12 protein-coding genes and 5 tRNA genes are annotated in these 18,728 nt (G+C 53.1%); 12 read left to right on the forward strand and 5 right to left on the reverse strand.

Features of this window, described 5'->3' with window-relative positions:
- Positions 1 to 36 precede the first annotated feature (36 nt).
- Both RID21_RS16075 and RID21_RS16080 read left to right on the forward strand, forming a co-directional pair.
- Positions 37 to 762: a hypothetical protein gene (locus RID21_RS16075; protein ID WP_350190549.1), complete on the forward strand. Its 726-nt coding sequence runs from the start codon at positions 37 to 39 to the stop codon at positions 760 to 762.
- Positions 759 to 1,616 (forward strand): SGNH/GDSL hydrolase family protein, encoded by an 858-nt coding sequence (locus tag RID21_RS16080; RefSeq protein ID WP_350190551.1) that lies wholly within the window; start codon positions 759 to 761, stop codon positions 1,614 to 1,616. Before RID21_RS16075 ends, RID21_RS16080 begins: the two co-directional genes overlap by 4 nt.
- 12 nt (positions 1,617 to 1,628) lie before the next feature.
- Here RID21_RS16080 and RID21_RS16085 read toward each other — a convergent pair whose 3' ends face one another.
- Positions 1,629 to 2,759 carry a zinc-dependent alcohol dehydrogenase family protein gene (locus RID21_RS16085; RefSeq protein ID WP_350190553.1) on the reverse strand — a complete coding sequence of 377 codons (1,131 nt, stop codon included), beginning with the start codon at positions 2,757 to 2,759 and terminating at the stop codon, positions 1,629 to 1,631.
- A gap of 29 nt (positions 2,760 to 2,788) precedes the next feature.
- A complete protein-coding gene (locus tag RID21_RS16090; protein ID WP_350190555.1) occupies positions 2,789 to 3,766 on the reverse strand; it encodes a hypothetical protein in 978 nt (325 codons plus the stop codon).
- Between the two features lie 220 nt (positions 3,767 to 3,986).
- Here RID21_RS16090 and RID21_RS16095 point away from each other — a divergent pair, with 220 nt between their 5' ends.
- Entirely contained in the window at positions 3,987 to 5,711 is a 1,725-nt protein-coding gene (locus RID21_RS16095) for an MFS transporter (protein WP_350190557.1), read from the forward strand.
- 38 nt (positions 5,712 to 5,749) lie between these two features.
- Here RID21_RS16095 and RID21_RS16100 read toward each other — a convergent pair whose 3' ends face one another.
- Positions 5,750 to 6,955 (reverse strand): sialidase family protein, encoded by a 1,206-nt coding sequence (locus RID21_RS16100; protein ID WP_350190559.1) that lies wholly within the window; start codon positions 6,953 to 6,955, stop codon positions 5,750 to 5,752.
- A 394-nt stretch (positions 6,956 to 7,349) separates the two neighbouring features.
- Here RID21_RS16100 and RID21_RS16105 point away from each other — a divergent pair, with 394 nt between their 5' ends.
- The 9 genes from RID21_RS16105 (at position 7,350) to RID21_RS16145 (ending at position 14,388) form a co-directional block, all read left to right on the forward strand.
- On the forward strand, positions 7,350 to 10,580 hold the full coding sequence (locus tag RID21_RS16105; RefSeq protein WP_350190561.1) for a DUF1553 domain-containing protein: 3,231 nt from the start codon (positions 7,350 to 7,352) through the stop codon (positions 10,578 to 10,580).
- 56 nt (positions 10,581 to 10,636) lie between these two features.
- Entirely contained in the window at positions 10,637 to 12,028 is a 1,392-nt protein-coding gene (locus RID21_RS16110; RefSeq protein ID WP_350190563.1) for a DUF1501 domain-containing protein, read from the forward strand.
- Positions 12,029 to 12,190: 162 nt separating this feature from the next.
- Positions 12,191 to 12,886: a GntR family transcriptional regulator gene (locus RID21_RS16115; protein ID WP_350190565.1), complete on the forward strand. Its 696-nt coding sequence runs from the start codon at positions 12,191 to 12,193 to the stop codon at positions 12,884 to 12,886.
- Positions 12,887 to 13,230: 344 nt separating this feature from the next.
- Positions 13,231 to 13,302 (forward strand) — tRNA-Phe (locus tag RID21_RS16120).
- A gap of 20 nt (positions 13,303 to 13,322) precedes the next feature.
- Positions 13,323 to 13,395 (forward strand) — tRNA-Glu (locus RID21_RS16125).
- A 20-nt stretch (positions 13,396 to 13,415) separates the two neighbouring features.
- Positions 13,416 to 13,500: transfer RNA gene (locus RID21_RS16130), tRNA-Ser, on the forward strand.
- Between the two features lie 74 nt (positions 13,501 to 13,574).
- A tRNA-Ser gene (locus tag RID21_RS16135) sits at positions 13,575 to 13,659 on the forward strand.
- A 22-nt stretch (positions 13,660 to 13,681) separates the two neighbouring features.
- A tRNA-His gene (locus RID21_RS16140) sits at positions 13,682 to 13,754 on the forward strand.
- A gap of 34 nt (positions 13,755 to 13,788) precedes the next feature.
- On the forward strand, positions 13,789 to 14,388 hold the full coding sequence (locus RID21_RS16145; protein WP_350190567.1) for an HNH endonuclease: 600 nt from the start codon (positions 13,789 to 13,791) through the stop codon (positions 14,386 to 14,388).
- 47 nt (positions 14,389 to 14,435) lie between these two features.
- Here RID21_RS16145 and RID21_RS16150 read toward each other — a convergent pair whose 3' ends face one another.
- Positions 14,436 to 17,270, reverse strand: a complete 2,835-nt coding sequence (locus tag RID21_RS16150; RefSeq protein WP_350190569.1) for a hypothetical protein — start codon at positions 17,268 to 17,270, stop codon at positions 14,436 to 14,438.
- Between the two features lie 272 nt (positions 17,271 to 17,542).
- Positions 17,543 to 18,472: a DNA integrity scanning protein DisA nucleotide-binding domain protein gene (locus RID21_RS16155; RefSeq protein WP_145041039.1), complete on the reverse strand. Its 930-nt coding sequence runs from the start codon at positions 18,470 to 18,472 to the stop codon at positions 17,543 to 17,545.
- Positions 18,473 to 18,728 lie beyond the last annotated feature (256 nt).

The raw sequence follows: 18,728 nt of genomic DNA on the forward strand, positions 1-18,728 counted from the left end.
TACTGCGGGTCAGTCTAGAAGAGGGATCATCAATCGATGAATGCATCTCAACCCGTCATCTTTTATCGGCTCCGTCGCTTTTATCTCTATCTGGGAATTGCCGGGACGAGTCTGTTTTCGCTGGTCGGCATCGGTTCTACGCTGGCTGCTTTCTATAATCTGGATGGCTCTTTTCGCTATCCGGTCTTTTCCGCGTTGCTGTTCGGTGGTTTCTTTCTACTCTGCACACTACTGGGTATCTGGTGTATTCTGGCCTGGAGTCGGGAGCGACTGGAAATATCCGGGATTAGGCTGGTGAAGCGGGATGTCTTCCACATCACCGAAATCCTCTTTGAAGAAGTAACCCATCTGCAGTGGTACTCTCTCACGGGGGCGATTGTTGTGGAGGCTCCGGGGAAACGGTTTAAATTTCATATCGATAATTTCCAAAGAGCCGAACAGATTGAAATTACAGAACGCCTCCGACGGGAGATTGATCTTGATCTGCAGGAAGGCTGGGAAAAGTACCAGAAATTTAATGCCGCGATCTTTGAGACGACTGAGCAGCCTCCCCGCCCGGAGAGTGTTGTGTTTATGATCCTTTTGCTGATTTTCGCTTGTGTATTCGGTTATGCCTGGTGGGTTGGACGCGGAGTTCATTTTCTGCTGATCGGTCTGATCAATTTCTTGATTGCCCTATGGTGGCTACTCGATTTCAGAAAGAAACGACAGCACGCGACAACGATCAATCTTTCGGAACAGCGTGCCGGAGTCGATCCGTGAATCCGATTGTCTATCACATTGCCTCCGGTCAGGCATTCTTCACTGGCTGCACACTGATTTTGCTGGCAGCTCTCCTGTCACTGAGTCAATCAAAGCTGGCCCGACGCGGGATGGGCCTTGCGTTTCTGCTGGGAGTGATCGCGGTGGTTGTCTCGTCAACTCCCCTGCCCTGGTGGTTGTATGGCGTATTGGGAATTGTGACCCTGATCTGGCTGCTGGTACAGTTTCGAAAGCCGAATCAGCGGGGACTATCGTATGTGGTAATCGTCGTCTGGCTGGCTGCAGTGGGTTGGGAACTTCCGTTTCACCTGCTGCCGCATGTCGATCCGGTGGACAAGCGGAGTTTAACAGTGATTGGTGATTCGGTCACTGCTGGCCTGGGGGATCCACAGACGACAACCTGGCCGGTACTTCTGAACCACGAACACGGGCTGACTGTGCAGGATCTGTCACGAGTGGGGGCGACTGTCTCCTCGGCGCGAAAGCAAGTCGCGCAGACCCGGATCGAATCACATCTAGTTTTGCTGGAGATCGGTGGAAACGATATTCTGGGCTCGACCACGCCAGCGGAATTCGAAACCGGTCTGGAGCAGCTATTAGCGGAACTGGCTGCACCGGGGCGTCAACTGGTGATGCTGGAACTGCCGCTGCCTCCCTTTTACAACAGCTTTGGACTGATTCAGCGAAAACTCGCTTCAAAATATGGTGTCAAACTGGTGCCGAAAGGGGGCTTTCTGTCCGTCCTGGCAGATGGAGGGGCGACGCTGGACAGTATCCATCTTTCCCAGGCCGGCCAGCAGCAGATGGCGGATGAGGTTTGGGAGATCGTGGGCCCAGCTTATCAGACTGAGTGACCCCGTCATCGCTTACTTCTCAAACGTAATCACCTGCCGGACTGCGGCTCCGGTGGCGAGGTTATCGAAGGCGGAGTTGATTTCATCCAGTTGAATCGTGCGCGAGAGCAGCTTGTCGACGGGGAGCAGGCCCGCCTGATACATGGCGATGAAACGTGGTAGATCCCGCCGCGGAACGGCTGAACCCATGTAGGAACCTTTGATGGTGCGTTCCTCTGCGACCAGACTGACTGCGGGAATGGAAAACATTTTCGCTGGGTGCGGCAGACCGATGGTGACCGTGGTACCTCCCCGTTTTGTGGCAGCATAGGCCTGCTGCAGGACCTGTTCGTTGCCGACGCTTTCGAAAGTGTAATCTACACCCTGCATGAGATCCTTGAGCAGCATGACGGGGTCTTCCTTCCCGGCATTGATCAGATGTGTTGCACCGACCTGGGCTGCCAGTTCGAGTTTCTCGGGGAGCAGATCCACGGCAAAGATCGCTTCGGCACCCGCGGCACGGGCTCCCATGATCGTGCTCAAGCCTACGCCTCCCAGACCGAAGACGGCAACGCTGGAACCCGGTTCCACTTTGGCTGTAATGACGACGGCTCCCACGCCGGTCATGACCGCGCAGCCAAACAGGGTGGCGGTACTCAAGGGGAGTTGTGAATCGATCTTGATCAATGATTCCTGGGCCACGACCGTATATTCAGAAAAGGCTGCGACGCCGAGGTGGTGATAGATCTCCTCTCCCGCAGCGTTGCGAAAAGGACGGTGTCCCGAAAGAAGAGTGCCGGCGGTATTGGCTTTCGCACCAGGTTCACACAACGCGGGACGACCGGTGGCGCAGGGAATACAGTGGCCGCACAACGGGACAAAAGAAAAGACCACGTGATCATCAGGTTGCAGGTCATGTACGCCGGGACCGACTTCGCGAACGATGCCGCTCGCTTCATGCCCCATCACCATCGGCATCACCCGGGGCCGCGAGCCGTCGATAGTCGATAGATCGGAGTGACAGAGACCGGCGCCCGCGAGTTCTACGAGCACTTCCCCCGGACCGGGGTCGTCCAGTTGCAGCTCTTCAATCACCAGCGGTTTCGACTCGGCATACGGAGTCGACTTCTCCATTTCATACAACACAGCGGCGCGAGTGTGCATGTCCCGGGTATCCTTTTGCTATTCGATTTTTATTCTGAATCCTCTTGGACGATATAATTCAGTTCGCCTCCCTGAGGATTGGGTTTGCGTAGATCAGAGACGTGTGCTCCCGGGGGGAGTTTTATCTTAAACTGCTCAATGGGTATCGTAACATCGGATTGAATGGAGTCGACCTTGAACCTCGAGGCGTATGTCAAATAGTTTTGGTTCTCATAAAATTGATACTGCTTTACTTCCCAGGTTGTGGGCAGAGGTCCTGATTCCCTATTGTTGGAATATTGGAACTGATACGTAAAGCATTTTCTACCAGATTTTATGCGATCATATTGCATGACGACGCATTCGTAATCACGGGGAGCAACCCACAGACGGCTGACGCCTGATTTGTCTGTTTTTTCCAGAACGGTGCAATCGATACCCTGGATCTGTTTGATTTGGTTTTGGGGGAAGAAGCCATCCAGCGACGTTTCCGTGCAGGGATCACCCGCCAGCAGAGACCAGTACAAAGGGCTCAGGTTGATACAGTTTAAGATCCTGGGCTCTACAGGTTCTTTATAAATCGTGATATTGGTTGTTTCTCTGAATTGATAGGAGAGTGCTGCAGTCTGGCCATCGGTCGTCACAGTCATATCATGATTGTACATCTCTTTTAACTGCAAGTAGGGATGACGGCCCCAAGAGCGGAAGCGAAATCGTGGAGAATCCAGCAGGAGCGAGTACTGCGTGTTGTATTCAACCTGCTCATGCAGGTAGCGACGGGTTTCTTCAGCTGTAAGTGGCACATCTTCATCATCGATATTTGACTTCATATATCGGAGCTTACTGGAAGTCGTTTCCTGAGACAGTTCGACCCGCATGGCCTGCAGACGTTCGCGACGCTGTTGCCAGGTCTGGTTGATCTCCTTGATCGTGAGAGGCTCTGTTTCTGCAGCATCGGTCGTGGAACTGGTGCCCATACAGAAAATGAGTTGGCTCAGTATGAGAAGTGTGAGACAGCAGCGATCCATGCCGGGGGCCTTTCTGTTCGAGTGACAAAAGTCCATTTCGTCGCGAGCTTACTATAGAACATCTTCCGGTGAGAGACCAGAGTGGATTGATTGCAGGCGGAGAGACTGCCGGGATGCTGGTTTCACCATGTTTGACAGAACATGCTCGTTTTGATCAAAGTATGCTGTTATACTGCTGCAACTTCTTTGCTCACCAACCCTGATGGAAAGCTGAAACAACATGTCCAGTGTGGAATCGTCCCGATCGTATGTCCGTTATCGTGTGATCTTTGCCTGCATGCTGATGGCGGTGTTGTTGTACCTGGACCGATTCTGTATTTCCTTTGCAGAGGTGTTCATCAAGGACGAACTGGGGCTGACCGATCATCAGATCGGGATTCTGCTGGGCTCGTTTTTCGTTTCCTATGCGTTATGCCAGGTTCCTTCCGGATGGTTCAGTGACCGGTTTGGCGCCAGGAAAATGCTGACGCTTTATATCCTCATGTGGTCTCTGTTTACAGCACTGACAGGCTTTGCGACCGGTTTCATCATGTTGTTGATTTTCCGGTTGGGATTCGGCCTGAGCCAGGCGGGCGCTTATCCCACCAGCGCGAATATCGTCAGCAAATGGATGCCTTTAACAGAACGGGGTTTTGCCAGCAGTATGGTGACCGTGGGGGGACGGATCGGCGGCGCTTTAGCTCCAGTGCTGACTGCCTTTCTGATTATCCTGTTCGTGCCTATCTCGGAATCTTCTGATTTGAAACCGGGGGCCCTCCTGCAACCGCATCAGTTGGCCAGTACGTTTCTGAAGCGAGTTGATGAGAAACAGACTTTTGAATCCGAAGTCTATGCCCAGCTTCCCCCCGCCGATCAGGAGTTTCTGAAATCGGCGGCCGCTGATCCTAAGATGCCGCCGGGATCGGCAGAGGAAGATAAATTCATTAACGATCTGAATCAGGTTCTGCAGAACGCGTCCCTGTATAATCCGCAGGAGTACGCAGGGATGAAACTGAATCAGCAGGCCGAACAACTGCTGACGATCAACTCCGCCGACATGACTCCGGAAGAGAAATCACGTTTAAATCGACTGCTGTTTGAAGCCCGCTATTATAACGACGTTCGCAAGGTACAGGGACAGGGCTGGCGAAAAATGATGATGACCTACGGTGTCATCGGCATTTTCATCGCTGCAATATTCTGGTGGATCATTCGCGATTATCCGAGGGCCCACCCCTCCTGTTCCGAGCAGGAACTGGAGCTGATCGAACACGGACGACTGGAGGAAGACAAGGATCATTCTAAACAGATCGGCGGGATTCCATTTAAAGCCATCGCGATGAACAAGAGTCTCTGGTTGCTTTCGCTGTCGCAATTTTGTACGAACGTGGGCTGGTTGTTCCTGGTCACCTGGCTGCCACGATACCTGGATGAAACCTACCGGGTCCCACTGGAGACAAGAGGCAAAATGGTGACGTTTGCACTGGCGGTCGGCTGGTTTGGAACCTTATCGGGTGGTAAAGTGACCGACTGGTTGATGCGCCGCATCAGTCTCCGCTGGAGCCGCGTGCTGCCGATCGCACTCTCGCGTTTTACCGCGATGGCTGCTTACCTGGTCTGCATGCTGGATATCTCCCCCTGGACGGCAGTAGCCATGTTTTCGATTGTTGCCTTCTCTACCGACTTTGGTTCTCCTGCCATGTGGGCCTTTAACCAGGACATTGCAGGAAAACACGTGGGGTCAGTGCTGGGATGGGGCAATATGTGGGGGAACCTGGGAGCAGCTGTCGCTCCCGTGCTGATGATTGCTGTGATCGGTTTAGACCATCACTGGAACAATGCCTTCATTACCTGTGCGTTCGCATTTCTGATCGCCGGCGTGGCTTCGCTTTGGGTTGATCCAGCACAGACACTGGTTGTGGAGACCAGTGAAGAAGAAACGGAGACCGAGACACCTGAGTCATAGGAAATCGTCAGTGTGGCGGGCGGTGAGATCTGCCTGGCTTATTTGTTTTGGGAATTGCTGTCGGCGAGCGCATCCAACTCAGCCAGTTTGAGTCGTACGCTGAGGATGTAGGGGGCTTTCCCTTTCTCCCAATGGCCGTAGGTCGTCAGCACATAGGTCCCGTCGGGGAGCACTTCCACTCCTGGATAGGCACAATCTGCACCGCGGGTATTGTCTTTGAGACGCACGTGATACTGTCCCTCACTCCCTTTAACCAGATCCTCGTAGGTACCGACCCAGGCCACCCAGTCACCTTCGGTGGGCGCCTTGTGTCCGCGGGGTGTGTTGCTGCGGAAGGAGATCAGCAGGCGTCCGCTGACCGGATCATATTTCCCGGTGTGACGATCTCCATTCAGTGCGCCGGGGAGGTCCCGGGGTTCGGTCCAGGTTTTGCCTTCGTCATTGGAAAAGATGATCTGAGAATTATGACGGCGGCTGTTTTCCCGCAGTAAGACCGCCAGTTGTTTTCCATCGGGAGAGCGAATGATGCCGGGTTCGCAGATGTGGTAATCGGAAGACTTGTGAATGGCCATCGGGGCTGACCAGGTCTGACCGCCATCGGTAGAGAGACTTTTAAACAGCGTGAACGCGATGGGCGATTCCTGCTTTGAATCCCGGGCAATGAAGCGGCCGTCATCGTGGAACAGCGCCATGTAATGGCCTTTTCCGGTCTTAAGTGGTTCGACACACCCCATGACGACGATGCCACCCCAGTCACCTACCTGCCGCAGCTCACTCCAGGTCTGGCCATCATCTTCGGTAATTGCCATGCGGGTGGGGTAGAGACCGGAGAACATGATGATGCGTTTTTTGCCCGCTGCATCGATCACGCGGTGCAGCGTCGGAACTTCGCGTGAGTTGGCCCAGGAAGCGGGAGTGGGCAGTCGCTCGCTCCAGGTTTTGCCTCCATCAAGCGAGCGTTTGTAAACGATGCCCCCCTTGCCGTGCCCCTTGGGATAGACACAGAGCATGGTTTGATTGTCTTCCAGCAGAACTGTTGTGGGGTGTCCCAGGTATTGTCCTTCTTCGCGATCGACGACAATCTGGCGATCGCTGTCCGCGGTGAGATCCAGATAGGGAATCGTGAAGCCCGGCTGCTGTTTAGTTGGCTCTGGTTCCTGCGCCTGACTGAAACCGCTGACGTAGTTGAGTAGCAGCACGGAGGAGAGAATCCATTTCAGGACGTCGCGAGACTTCAGTAACATGTGAGAATTCCTGCTGCTCAAGAATGGTGGGAGCGGTTGACTCAATGAGGATAACCGACCAGGGCTGACTGTTTAACAACTGTTCAGACTAACCGGGACGGATCGGGACTGCAACTTTTTGTGGGACGGGATGGCTGTTTAAGCAATTTCAGTGGTCGAAGATGGGGGAAATCACAGCTTGAAAATACGAAAAATCGGGTCTATTCCCCAGAGGAGCAGGCGAAAACGGAGGATTCAGCAGGCTTTTTTAAATATTATATTGTTATTCCCGGTTTTTCCCGATACGATATAAAGCACGCTTGATGTATCTGATTGCGCCTCAACGAGATACACAAGTGACATCCTCAGCCAACTGGCTTAATCCCACCTGCCTCTAAACATCGTAGACATGACTATGAAAACTTTGCGAAAAGTGACAGTCGTCATCGTATTCACGAACCTGTTTCTCGCTCTGACTCTTGCTCTTTCCGCCGCTGATACCAATACCGATCAGGCCGGCCTGGATTTCTTCGAGAAAAAGATTCGTCCCGTGCTGATCAAACACTGTTACGAGTGTCATTCAGCCGAGTCTAAGAACCTCAAAGGCAGTCTGTTGCTGGACACTCGCGAGGGATTAATTACCGGCGGAGATTCAGGGACGGCCCTGGTGCCTGGAAAACCCGACGAAAGTCTGGTGCTGGAGACATTGCACTATAGTGAAGACAGTTACCAGATGCCTCCCAAGGGCAAACTGCCTGACGCTGTGATCGCCGATTTTAAAAAATGGATCAAAATGGGGGCGCCGGATCCACGCAAGGGAGACGCCACATCGGCCAAGCATGCCGGGATTGATTTTGACAAGGCCCGCGAGTTCTGGTCGTTTCAGCCGCCGAAACACTACCCTGCTCCCCAGGTAAAGCAGGCGGATTGGCCACGCAACAAAATCGATCACTTCATTCTCGCGGCTCAGGAAGCTAAAGGCTTTTCACCAGCCCCAAAAGCTGATAAACGGACATTGATCCGCCGGGTCTACTTTGATCTGATCGGTCTACCTCCGACACCGCAGGAAGTGGAACAGTTCGTCAAAGACGAATCACCCGAAGCGTATTCCCGCCTGATTGACCGTTTATTACAGTCTCCGCACTATGGCGAACGCTGGGGACGTCACTGGCTGGATGTCGCCCGTTATGCAGAAGACAATACAAACATGGGGCCTCACAATGGTCCCTATCCTCACGCGTATCGCTATCGTGACTGGGTCATCAAGGCGTTTAACGAAGATATGCCATACAACGAGTTCGTGATCCGTCAGCTGGCAACTGATTTCCTGCCTGAAACCGGTCCTGAAGATTACCCTGCTCTCGGCTATATGGGACTGGGACCCTCTTATCACAAAGAGGTCGCGTTATCACAGGTCACGCTGGAAAACCGCTATGCTGACGACTGGGAAGACCGGGTCGACAGCCTCTGTCGTGGGTTATTGGGGCTGACGATGGCCTGTGCCCGTTGTCACGATCACAAATACGATCCGCTGACCGTGGAAGACTATTACGGGATCGCAGGGGTCTTTGCTTCGGTTCGACAGACAACGCGTCCGATCATTCCCGAAAAGGAAGTTGCGAAAACACAGCCAGCCCGCGATCAGGTAGATAAGCTGACTGAAGAGAATAAGAGCCTGACCGACAAGGTTCGTGACTTAAATAAACGGAATGCCCTGCTCAAGGAACAGATCAAAAAAGCCGGTAAAACGGAATTTGCACTGATCGCACCCCGTCCCGATGTGAAGCAACAGACGACCGTGAAATTTCCCATTCCGCCGGTCGAATTAAAGCAGAATACGGAACTGGTCACACAGCACAACCAGTCCATCAAAGCGAACAAAGCAAAGATCGAAGAGATCAAAAAGAACACGCCTGGCTTTGATTTGCCGCTGGCAGATGCCCTGACTGAAGAGCAGGTACGGGTTGAAGAAATCTCCAAAGACCGGATGAAGATTGTTTACTATCCCGAAAAACCTCGGGACCTGAATGTATTCATTCGTGGCAACGCGGCCAATCTCGGGAAGCTGGTCCCTCGACGCTTCGTTCGGGTTCTGTCGGACGGGAAACCGGAACCTTTCCAGAACGGCAGTGGCCGACTGGAACTGGCACAGCAGATCGCCAGTCGTGATAATCCCCTGACGGCACGGGTCATGGTGAATCGGGTCTGGCAGCATCACTTCGGTGAAGGCCTCGTCGATACGCCGAGCAACTTTGGCAGTACCGGTTCCCGGCCCAGTCATCCGGAACTGCTGGACGATCTGGCCGTCTGGTTCATGGATCAGGGCTGGTCGATTAAGAAACTGCATCGGCTGATCATGCTCTCTGCAACCTATCAGCAGGCTTCAAATGTGGAGCCAACAGAGGCACAGAAAAAGGATGATCCGAACAATCGTCTGCTGACGCACTTCAATCGCAGACGACTGGAAGCGGAAGTCTACCGGGACTCCCTGCTGGCTGCCGGCAATAACCTTGACCCTGCCCAGGCGGGGCCCTCGGGGGATATTGATGATGCAAGTTTCCAGCGCCGTGGAGTCTATGCAACAGTCTCCCGGCATAAGCTGAGCACATTTCTGCAGTCATACGATTTTCCGGATCCCGCGATCCATGCGGCCCGGCGTTCGAAAACCACTACGCCTCTGCAGCAGTTGTTTGTTTTAAACTCCCCCTTCGTCAGACAGCAGGCCCAACTGCTGGCGAAACGGTACGAAGGGGAATCCTCCGAGCAGCGAATTGACGCGGTTTACCGGACGCTCTTTTCACGGGCTCCGACTCCGAATGAGGTACAGATCGGCCTGCAGTTTATTGAACAGGCTGCGGATGGGACCACACCGTCACCAGCACAGGAACAGATTCCAACGTTCGCCGGGAAGCGAATGAAAGCCGATGTGAAACAACTCGGCGATCAATATTCTGTTTCGCTCTGGCTGAAGAATCAGGTTCCTAACGAAAAGCGGATTATCACCGGTTACTTCTTCTCACGAGGTAAAGATGGCGCAGTCAAAGCACCCGGCGACCACCTGGGAATCGCCGGCAAGTATCGCCCGAACAAAGCGGGACGCCTGTTCTTCTATAATGGCGACCAGAAACGCCAGTCATTGTTCGGGACGACAGTCATTCAGCCGGGAACCTGGAACCATGTGGTCCTGTGCCGTGATCAGAACCAGATTCGGGTTTATCTGAACGGGAATCCTGAACCGGAGATTATCGGCGAGGCTGCTCCCGGTTATGACAAAGGGGTTTCTGAAATCATCCTGGCGGGACGCAATGACAATTTCTCGAATTTTGAAGGTCAACTCGGAGCGGTCGCTTTATTTGACCGGGTTTTGAAACCGGAAGAAGTCAAGACTCATTTTGAGGCGGCGCAACTCAAACAGGACAAGCTGGCCCATGCGGAATATGTCGCCTCGCTGCTGGAGTCGGATCCCCTCTCCTGCTGGCCATTACGGACCGATAACCCCAACCTGGCCCAGGCCGCTGATATTACCGGACACAAAAACAATGGCACCTATGAAGGCCGTGATGACCTGGATCCTGCTCAGTTGACTCCCTGGCAACGGTACTGTCAGGCCCTGCTCTGCAGCAACGAGATGATGTACGTCGACTGAGCCTTGGTTTCCAACAAAACAGAGTGATCAACACAACTGTCTGAGAGATTGAAGATATGATTCCTTCCGATAATCTGAACCATATGTCCCGCCGCGATATCCTCCAGAAAGTGGGAGGCGGGTTCGGGATGCTGAGTCTGGCTGGAATGCTCTCTGCTGCCGATGCGGCTCCTTCCAGTGTGCTGACACAGACGCCCCACTTCAAGCCAAAGGCCAAACGGGTTATCTTTCTGTTTATGAGCGGCGGTCCTTCGCAGGTCGATACCTTTGACCCCAAGCCAATGCTGCAGAAGTTTGCGGGGCAGCGACCTAAAGAGGCCGACATCAGAACGGCTTCGAAAACCATGGGACTATTGCCCTCTCCCGTGAAATTCTTCAAGGCCGGTAAGTCGGGTATTCCGGTTGCCGAACATCTTTCCAAGACGGCAGAACACATCGACGATATGGCGATTATCCGCTCGATGCATACAGACTTCCCCAACCATGCGCCGGCTCTCTGTATGATGAATCTGGGAACATTGACCCCGACGCGTCCCAGTCTTGGATCCTGGCTGACTTATGGACTCGGATCTGAAAATCAAAACCTGCCGGGATTCATCGCTCTCTGCCCGGGTAAACCGGTGGTCGGCCCCAAACTGTGGGGAAGCGCGTTTCTGCCGGGTAAGCACCAGGCGACACACATCAACAATAAAGATCTGACTCCGGAGAAGATGATTCCGTTTCTGAAGAACGATGTCCTCTCATCCGATGAGCAGAAACGCCAGCTTGATCTGGTCCAGGCAATCAACAAACAGCATCTACAACCACGGGCCGGCGATAATGAACTGGAAACACGCATCAAATCAATGGAGATGGCGTACCGGATGCAGTTTGCAGCCACCGATGCCTTTGATATTTCCCGGGAACCGGAAAAACTGCAGGAAGCTTACGGGAAGAGTGAATTCTCCAAAGCCTGTCTGCTGGCACGGCGTTTGAGTGAACGCGGCGTTCGGTTCGTGCAGGTCTATTATGGAAATCGGCAGCCCTGGGACACGCACAGCAATCACGACAAGAGCAACGAGCGGCTCTGTAAGGACATTGACCAGCCGGTCGCTCAGCTCATGACCGATTTGAAACAGCGTGGTCTGCTCGATGAAACTCTTATCGTCTGGGGCGGCGAATTCGGTCGAACTCCAACCGCCCAGGGTGGCATCAACGGTCGCGATCATAATCCGTACGGCTTCTGCATGTGGCTGGCGGGAGGCGGGATCAAAGGGGGCACCATTCATGGTGAATCTGATGACTTCGGATTCCGCGCGATGCAGGACAAAGTCCATGTGCACGACCTGCATGCCACGATTCTGCATCTGATGGGCATCGACCATGAGCGGCTGACCTATCACTATTCCGGTCGTAACTTCCGCCTGACCGATGTTGCTGGTGAAGTGGTACAGAATATCATCGCCTGATCCAGCTGATTCCTGGATCAACGTCTGTAAATGTATGCACGATATCTATTTCCGTAGATAGCGCGGCTGCCGCTTTTCTCTCCTGTCACAATCATATATAATATTTCATCACGTCTTTGGTTCTCATTTTCCAGTCTGTGACAGGCTGCTCAAGGATTTATTATGTCGACGTCCAATCTGCCGGGTTCCTTTTCCATGGTGCCTCGGGGTAATATTCGCGAAGTGGTCGTCCAGAGGATTCTGGCTGCCGTCATTCGAGGCGAATTCCCTGTCGGTCACCGGATGGTAATCCAGAGTTTGGCAGAACAGTTTGGCGTCAGTGCAACTCCCGTCCGGGAAGCACTCGTTGAGCTCGCTTCGATCGGTATCGTGGAAAATCTTCCCAACCGGGGTGCCGTGATGCGGGAATTTGGCGTTACGCAGATCCGGGAAATCTATCAGTTGCGTCGTATTCTGGAAGTCGAAGCCGTTCGGACCGCCTGCGGGAATATTGAACCCAGACAGCTCGCTGAACTGGCAGAACAGTTCGCTGCGATCGCGAAGGAGAAGCGGGACAATAACTGGTCTCAGAAAGCGATGTCGCTGGATATACGTCTGCATTCCCTGATTGCACAACGCTGTGGCAGTACCCGCTTGCAGGATGAACTGCGCCGTTATAACACGTTGGTCCAGGCGATCCGTGAGGTGGTCGATAATGAGAGCCAGGCGCAGGAAATTGCCTTAACCGATCACGAAGAAATCATCGCCGCACTGCAGGCCAACGATTGTGATCTGGCGGCGGAAAAAATGGAACTGCATATTCGCCAGACCGCCTCCCTGGTAGAAACGCTGGTGCAGGAACGCGAAGCGGCTAAGTAGCTTCCATCTCGACTCTCTGTTTGCCAGCCTGCCCTGATAGGAAGCAGACTCTCTTTTCAATTCTTCAAAATTCTCTCTGAAATAAGCGAACTTTTCTGCTGATCAGACGTCTTTGTAGTTAGTAGAACACAACAGTAGGACATTCCTTAAAACATGACTACAGGTATCGATGTGAATTTTTCAGAACAGACCTCACTTACAGAACGGAAAGACCATCATGGGATTTCGGGAAGTGATTCCGAAACCAGTCTCCCGTTACGTACCTGACACCAGAGGATCTGTCTGTATCGATTTACAATCATCTAAGACCTGGTGTTCAACAGAACTCAGGTCTTTTTTTACAGGGATCGGTAGCTGAGATGGTTTAGCGGCGATCTGAAGAATCGCAGACGAGGATTCGAGCACCTCCCGATCCACTTAACAGAGTTACAAATACGCCCCGTTCGTCTAATGGCCAGGATACCGATCTCTCATGTCGGAGACGCTGGGTTCAATTCCCGCACGGGGTATTTCAAAAACAGAATAACCAGGAAGTCATCCGGCTGGATGAGGGCTCTGTCTTGAAAACAGGTGGTGTCTTGTGGCATTTGTGGGTTCGAGTCCCACGGCTTCCGCTCGAAATTTAGGTGATGCCGAACGTCTCCGCCGAGTCGGTAAAACGTTCGTGCATCGACACAAACTGGAAAACGGAAGGTAGCCGGATACGGTTAGCCGGACCGCACTGCTAATGCGTGTGCCTGCCAGGCGTGTGGGTTCGAATCCCATGCCTTCCGCTTTGGACTGAAATCCGATATGGTGTTCGTAGTGTAATGGTTTGCACGTAACACTGTGACTGTTAAGGTGGCGGGTTCGACTCCCCCCGAACACCCTTCTCACGACTGTTTAATGCAGGAATTAGAATCATGGTGTCTTCTTCAACGCTGCAGCGGCCTACGCTGATCCTGAACCGAAACTGGCAGCCTGTCGGCATTACGACGGTAGCCCGGGCTGTGGTTAAAATCTGGAATGAGACAGCCCGCGTGGTTGACCCTGCAGATTACCAGACGTATTCCTGGGCTGATTGGGCAGCGCTCCGACCAGCTGAGGATGAACTGGTAATTCACAGCAGTCACGATCGATTCCGCGTTCCTGAAGTGATTACGCTGCTGAAGTATGACCGTGTTCCCCGGAACGTGGTGACCTTCAGTCGGCGGAATGTCTTCAAGCGTGACCGGTTTACCTGTCAGTATTGCGGTTGTCAGCCCGGGAGCGAAGAGCTGACGATCGACCACGTTCTGCCACGCTCTCAGGGGGGCGAAACGTCCTGGGAGAACTGCGTGCTGGCCTGTGTTGAGTGCAACTCACACAAAGCGGCTCGTACTCCAGGGCAGGCGAACATGCAACTGCTGAAAGAACCGGTTCGTCCCAAGTGGAAGCCGTTCTATGCCCTGCAGAATATTCAGGTCGACAGCTGGTCTCGCTTTATCAGCGAGAATTACTGGAATGTCGAGCTGGAACGATAGCTTGTTAAATGAGTGCTCCTGATCTGGAATCAGGAGCACTTTTTTTATTACTGTAGCTTATCCAGAATCGGAATCGCTTCTTCCTGGTTCAGCGGTTTTTCCATCTGCTGAGACTGAACGGTCACCAGTACACGGGCATCCCCTTTATTCCTGGCTGCCAGTGTCAGTTCGAAATCAAGTGACTGCTGCGGTGCGAGTACCTGGGCACTTTCGAAGATCACGAAAGAACCAGCCTGCTTGTATCGGGCAGGACCTTTTGCAGATACAAAAACCATCTCTCGCGGGATTTTCACGCGGAATTCAACGTTGTTGGCCGGGGCACTGCCCTGATTGACGAGTTGCACCTTTAGCGACATTTTCTCGCCGACTTCCAGGGGGCCTTTCAGTTCGCTCGTTTCCACTTTGAGCAGAGGCTGACCAATCACATTCACTTCGGATTGCAGATTCGCCGAGAACTTACTGTTGTTTCCGGTTACGACCTGCACGGTACTGACTTTCTTACCAACCTCGGTCGGCTCGAGTTCGATGTTCAGAACCTGCTGCATGCCCCCTGCCAGCTCAGCAATGTCCCACTGCACGACTCTGCGGACAGGATCAAACTGACCATTGCCGGACGCGGAGACAAATTTCATTCCCGGAGGAATTGATTCGAAGATCGAAATGTTCTTGATCGTCTGCTCGGTATTATTGGTAATGGCGTTTTCATAGGCGCCGGAACGTCCGAGATAGCGGTTTTTCGGACCCTTACGGGTAATCAGAAACTCTTCGCTGGTTCCGATCACTTTGAGGGGAACCGCTGTCTCCGCCTTGAGATTGCCGTCGCCGACGACACTCGAGATGCTCTTCCCGGCTCCAGGTTTAATCGCTTTCAGTTGCAACTGGACTTCCCTGGTCTCGCCAGCGGGAATCAATCCTACATGATATTCCAGGTCGTCGCCTCCCGGATGGGAGAACTGAGGAGGAATGATGCTGCGTACATACACATTCTTGGCATCTCCCGAACCGGAATTCGTAATCGTGTAATTGACAACGGTGATTTCACCCGGTTTGACTGCCGAGGGTTGATCAGATTTGATGCTCAGCTGGGGAGAAGTGATCTTGGTTTCCGAAGCGACTTCGGTGACGAAATTCACGGTCGCCACACTGCCGATCTGTCCGGGCTGCTCGGGAATAACACGGATTGAGATTTTTTTCTCTTCACCAGGGCCCATTGCCCCCAGTCGCCAGATAATACGATCATTGATCTGCTCAGCCCGGGGAATGGTCCCAGTCAGTTTTGCTCCCGCAGGAATCTTATCTTCGACAACAACTTCACGGGCGGAAGTCGTGCCGCTGTTTTTGACCAGCACATGGTAGATGAACGGTTGCCCCAGAACAGCCTCTGGAGGAGCGACCTTTTGAATCGTCATTTTGGGAGACTGAATCTTCTGCTGCATGTTCAGCTTGGCCGGTTCCTCTGGCTCCGGCTGACTGCCTTCGACCAGGTTGAGTGGCTTGGCACCTGATGCAGGAGCGATTTCAATCGGCTGCGGATTGGCAGCTTCCATTTTCTCCGTCGGTTTTCCTTCAGGAGCAAACAGTGATGGTTCCTGTGGATTATCTTCCGGCTGACGTTTTTTGATGACAACGACATCGGGCTCAGTTGGTTCCTGAACAGCGGGACTCGCTGGTTCCTCGAGTGCCTTCGGCTTCATCTGCGGAGACGGGTTGATACTGAATGCCGGCTCGGCGGGAGCAGGCTCGGGTTCTTTGACCGGTTGCAGTTCAAATTCTGGTTTGGTGGGCTCCTCTCCGGCCGATTTCAGTTCCGGCAGAGGCTCGGGATCTTTCATTTGAGGTTCGTTACCGAATGGATTGAAATCCGTCTCTACTTTGGGAGTTTCCGGAATGGCAGCAGGTTCAGCCGGCTGTGGTGCGGGCTCATTGGCCTGCTTAGCCTCGGAAGTAGCCATAAATGGATTAGAATCGACGGCGGGAGTTTCCGGAGCCGGCTCTGTTTTCAATTCGAATGGAGACGCATTGGTTTCCAGTTTCATTGCCGGCGATTCGTCTGCGGGCAGTGGTTTCTGCTGTGCGGCTGGTTCCGGAACGGGGCCCAGATCAAATGGTTCGGGTTCCGGTTCTACTGTTGCCGGTTTGGGTGTCTTCTCTGGCTTAGATTCAGTGGGAACGGCATCAAAAGGATTAGAAGAGTCTAACTCAGTCACGAGTGTTTCACGCGGGGGCACTTCGGTTTTGGGAGCTTTCTCTTCCGCAGGTGCGGGGCTGGGCATCGCGGGGCCGAATTGAGGACCAGCGTTGAAATCGAGCTCCGCCACAGGTTCCGGTGTTGGTTGCTTTTCAACTGACGCAGCTGGTTCGGGCTGGGGAGTTCGGGAAAATGGATTCAAGCCTGGTTCAGGCGTCGCTTCTGCGGGCGTTTCGCGGAAGTCCAGTCCCTTGCTGGCAGGCATCAACGCTGCCTGATTGTCCGGTTCGAATTCACTGGGAGTCGCATTCTGAGCCTCGAAAACTGCGTTTTCATTTTCCCCTGTATCGCTACCTGCGGTTTCGTTACCCGCAGTCAGTTTAATTTTGGGGCGCGGTGTTTTGATGTTGGGAGCAAAGGGTAGCTCCGGCTGTTTCTTTTCATCCACCTTCAGCGGTTGTGCATTACGAGCTGCCAGTTCGGAAAGTTCTGCGGGGACCTGACCTGAAGGAATGGTTCCAGACTCCGGTTCTGCCTCGGTGACAGAAACCGTTTCCCCTTCCAGCAACGCATGTTGCTCGATCTGGTTCTCGTTGCTGGTGGATTGAATGCCTTTTTGAGCCTGAAGAAACATCAGTACCCCGAGACCAACAACTCCGGTCACGGCGACGAGTTTGATCGCTACATTCGACATGGGACTCCCTTCCCGCTGAAGAAGCTCTTAAATAAAACAGATTAAACCAATCACGATCGTCAGATTAAGTGAATCTGTCCTCTCCGCAGAGACTCAATTTCTCTGCCGGGCAACACGGTTTTGTGGCTGTAAAAACACCTTGCACCACATGTTGCGTGGGTTTCATAGCAAAAATTACAATTTGAGGGAAGAGAATATTCGAAAAAATTTACGTATCTGCTTGTAAAAAGCCACGATACAGCAGCGATACCAGACCGCGAAAATTTTGAATATTACTCGGACTGCGGTGGTTCGGTATCAAAATCGAACCATTTCATGGCACTACTCATCGGTTCAATTCTCAAAACGACATAGCCGTCCTGGAAAATGCGTACAGTACCGGTAGACTCAGAAACCGCGATGGCAATCGCGCCGGTTTCCTTGGAAATCGCAGCGGCAGCCCAATGCCGGGATCCCAGTCCCTTAGAGAGCGTCAGGCCTTCCGCAGATGCATTCAGAATCCGCCCTGCCGACTGGACGACTCCGTCTGAGCTGATAATAAAGGCACCGTCGATCTGGGCCAGTTCCTTCATGCTCTCCTTGACACGCGGATTGTTGACCATGCGGTCCTTCTGGGAGTAGCCTTTGAACGGGTCGTGAACCTGTTCGTGTGAAAGCGACAGGACTTTACGATGGTTCCCCACAACAAATAAAGCACCGACCGGCTTCCCTTCGCGTCCTTCACGGCCGATCTCCACTGCCAGGTCCACCACGGCTCGCAGAGTCTGCAGAGGAACCTTGGTCTCCAGGCGCTGCAGATCGCGTGAGGTCAGCTTGGCCAGGTGATCTGCCAGGCTGACGATGCTCAGTGAATCCGCGTGCTCCCGTTCAAAGCCGGCATACAGCGCGATAATCCGGTCGCCCGATGCGAGAATCTCGTCGGCAATTGCTTCCAGAATGGCCTGGCTGATCTGTACCTGACGCGTCTGGGGTTCGTGGATCAGCGGAACCAGGGCAATCCCGTCTTCCTGGGCGGCGCGTTGAACGTCAGGTTTATCGGAAGAGACTACCAGCCTTAATTTCCCGAGAGATTTGCTGATCTCCAGGAAGTCATAAGGAATATCTGCTAACAGGAAGACGACATCAATCTCACAATCACTGGCTAATCGTTTAGCTGCTTTTAATAAGCTCGTTAATTGTGGGGATAAGTCAACCCGTTTCATTTCCGGTCTCGATAGAAGCAGTGGCAGTGAATACTCAGTGTGGATCGCGATCGTGCCAGTTCAGGTAGACAGCCATGAGCTCAACGAAGACTGCAGCATCGACGACACGAAGAGAGCAGGAAATCGAGGGTGTTCAGTTTCTGTTCACATCGGTGTGGTGTGGCCAGTTGGCTACGCGAAATGGATGACTGCAGGGGCTTGCGTACCTTAGCGGCGAATTCTAAGTGTAAAATAATTGCTGTCAGCGTCAACACAT

This window comes from Gimesia sp. (assembly GCF_040219335.1).
Lineage (GTDB): Bacteria > Planctomycetota > Planctomycetia > Planctomycetales > Planctomycetaceae > Gimesia.

Bases quoted from the DNA above. Each gene is read 5' to 3' on its own strand.
- RID21_RS16105 (WP_350190561.1), top strand. From the start codon at position 7,350: ATGAAAACTTTGCGAAAAGTGACAGTCGTCATCGTATTCACGAACCTG.
- RID21_RS16115 (WP_350190565.1), top strand. From the start codon at position 12,191: ATGTCGACGTCCAATCTGCCGGGTTCCTTTTCCATGGTGCCTCGGGGT.
- RID21_RS16145 (WP_350190567.1), top strand. From the start codon at position 13,789: ATGGTGTCTTCTTCAACGCTGCAGCGGCCTACGCTGATCCTGAACCGA.
- RID21_RS16150 (WP_350190569.1), bottom strand. From the start codon at position 17,270: ATGTCGAATGTAGCGATCAAACTCGTCGCCGTGACCGGAGTTGTTGGT.
- RID21_RS16075 (WP_350190549.1), top strand. From the start codon at position 37: ATGAATGCATCTCAACCCGTCATCTTTTATCGGCTCCGTCGCTTTTAT.
- RID21_RS16085 (WP_350190553.1), bottom strand. From the start codon at position 2,759: ATGCACACTCGCGCCGCTGTGTTGTATGAAATGGAGAAGTCGACTCCG.
- RID21_RS16100 (WP_350190559.1), bottom strand. From the start codon at position 6,955: ATGTTACTGAAGTCTCGCGACGTCCTGAAATGGATTCTCTCCTCCGTG.
- RID21_RS16090 (WP_350190555.1), bottom strand. From the start codon at position 3,766: ATGGATCGCTGCTGTCTCACACTTCTCATACTGAGCCAACTCATTTTC.
- RID21_RS16110 (WP_350190563.1), top strand. From the start codon at position 10,637: ATGATTCCTTCCGATAATCTGAACCATATGTCCCGCCGCGATATCCTC.
- RID21_RS16095 (WP_350190557.1), top strand. From the start codon at position 3,987: ATGTCCAGTGTGGAATCGTCCCGATCGTATGTCCGTTATCGTGTGATC.
- RID21_RS16155 (WP_145041039.1), bottom strand. From the start codon at position 18,472: ATGAAACGGGTTGACTTATCCCCACAATTAACGAGCTTATTAAAAGCA.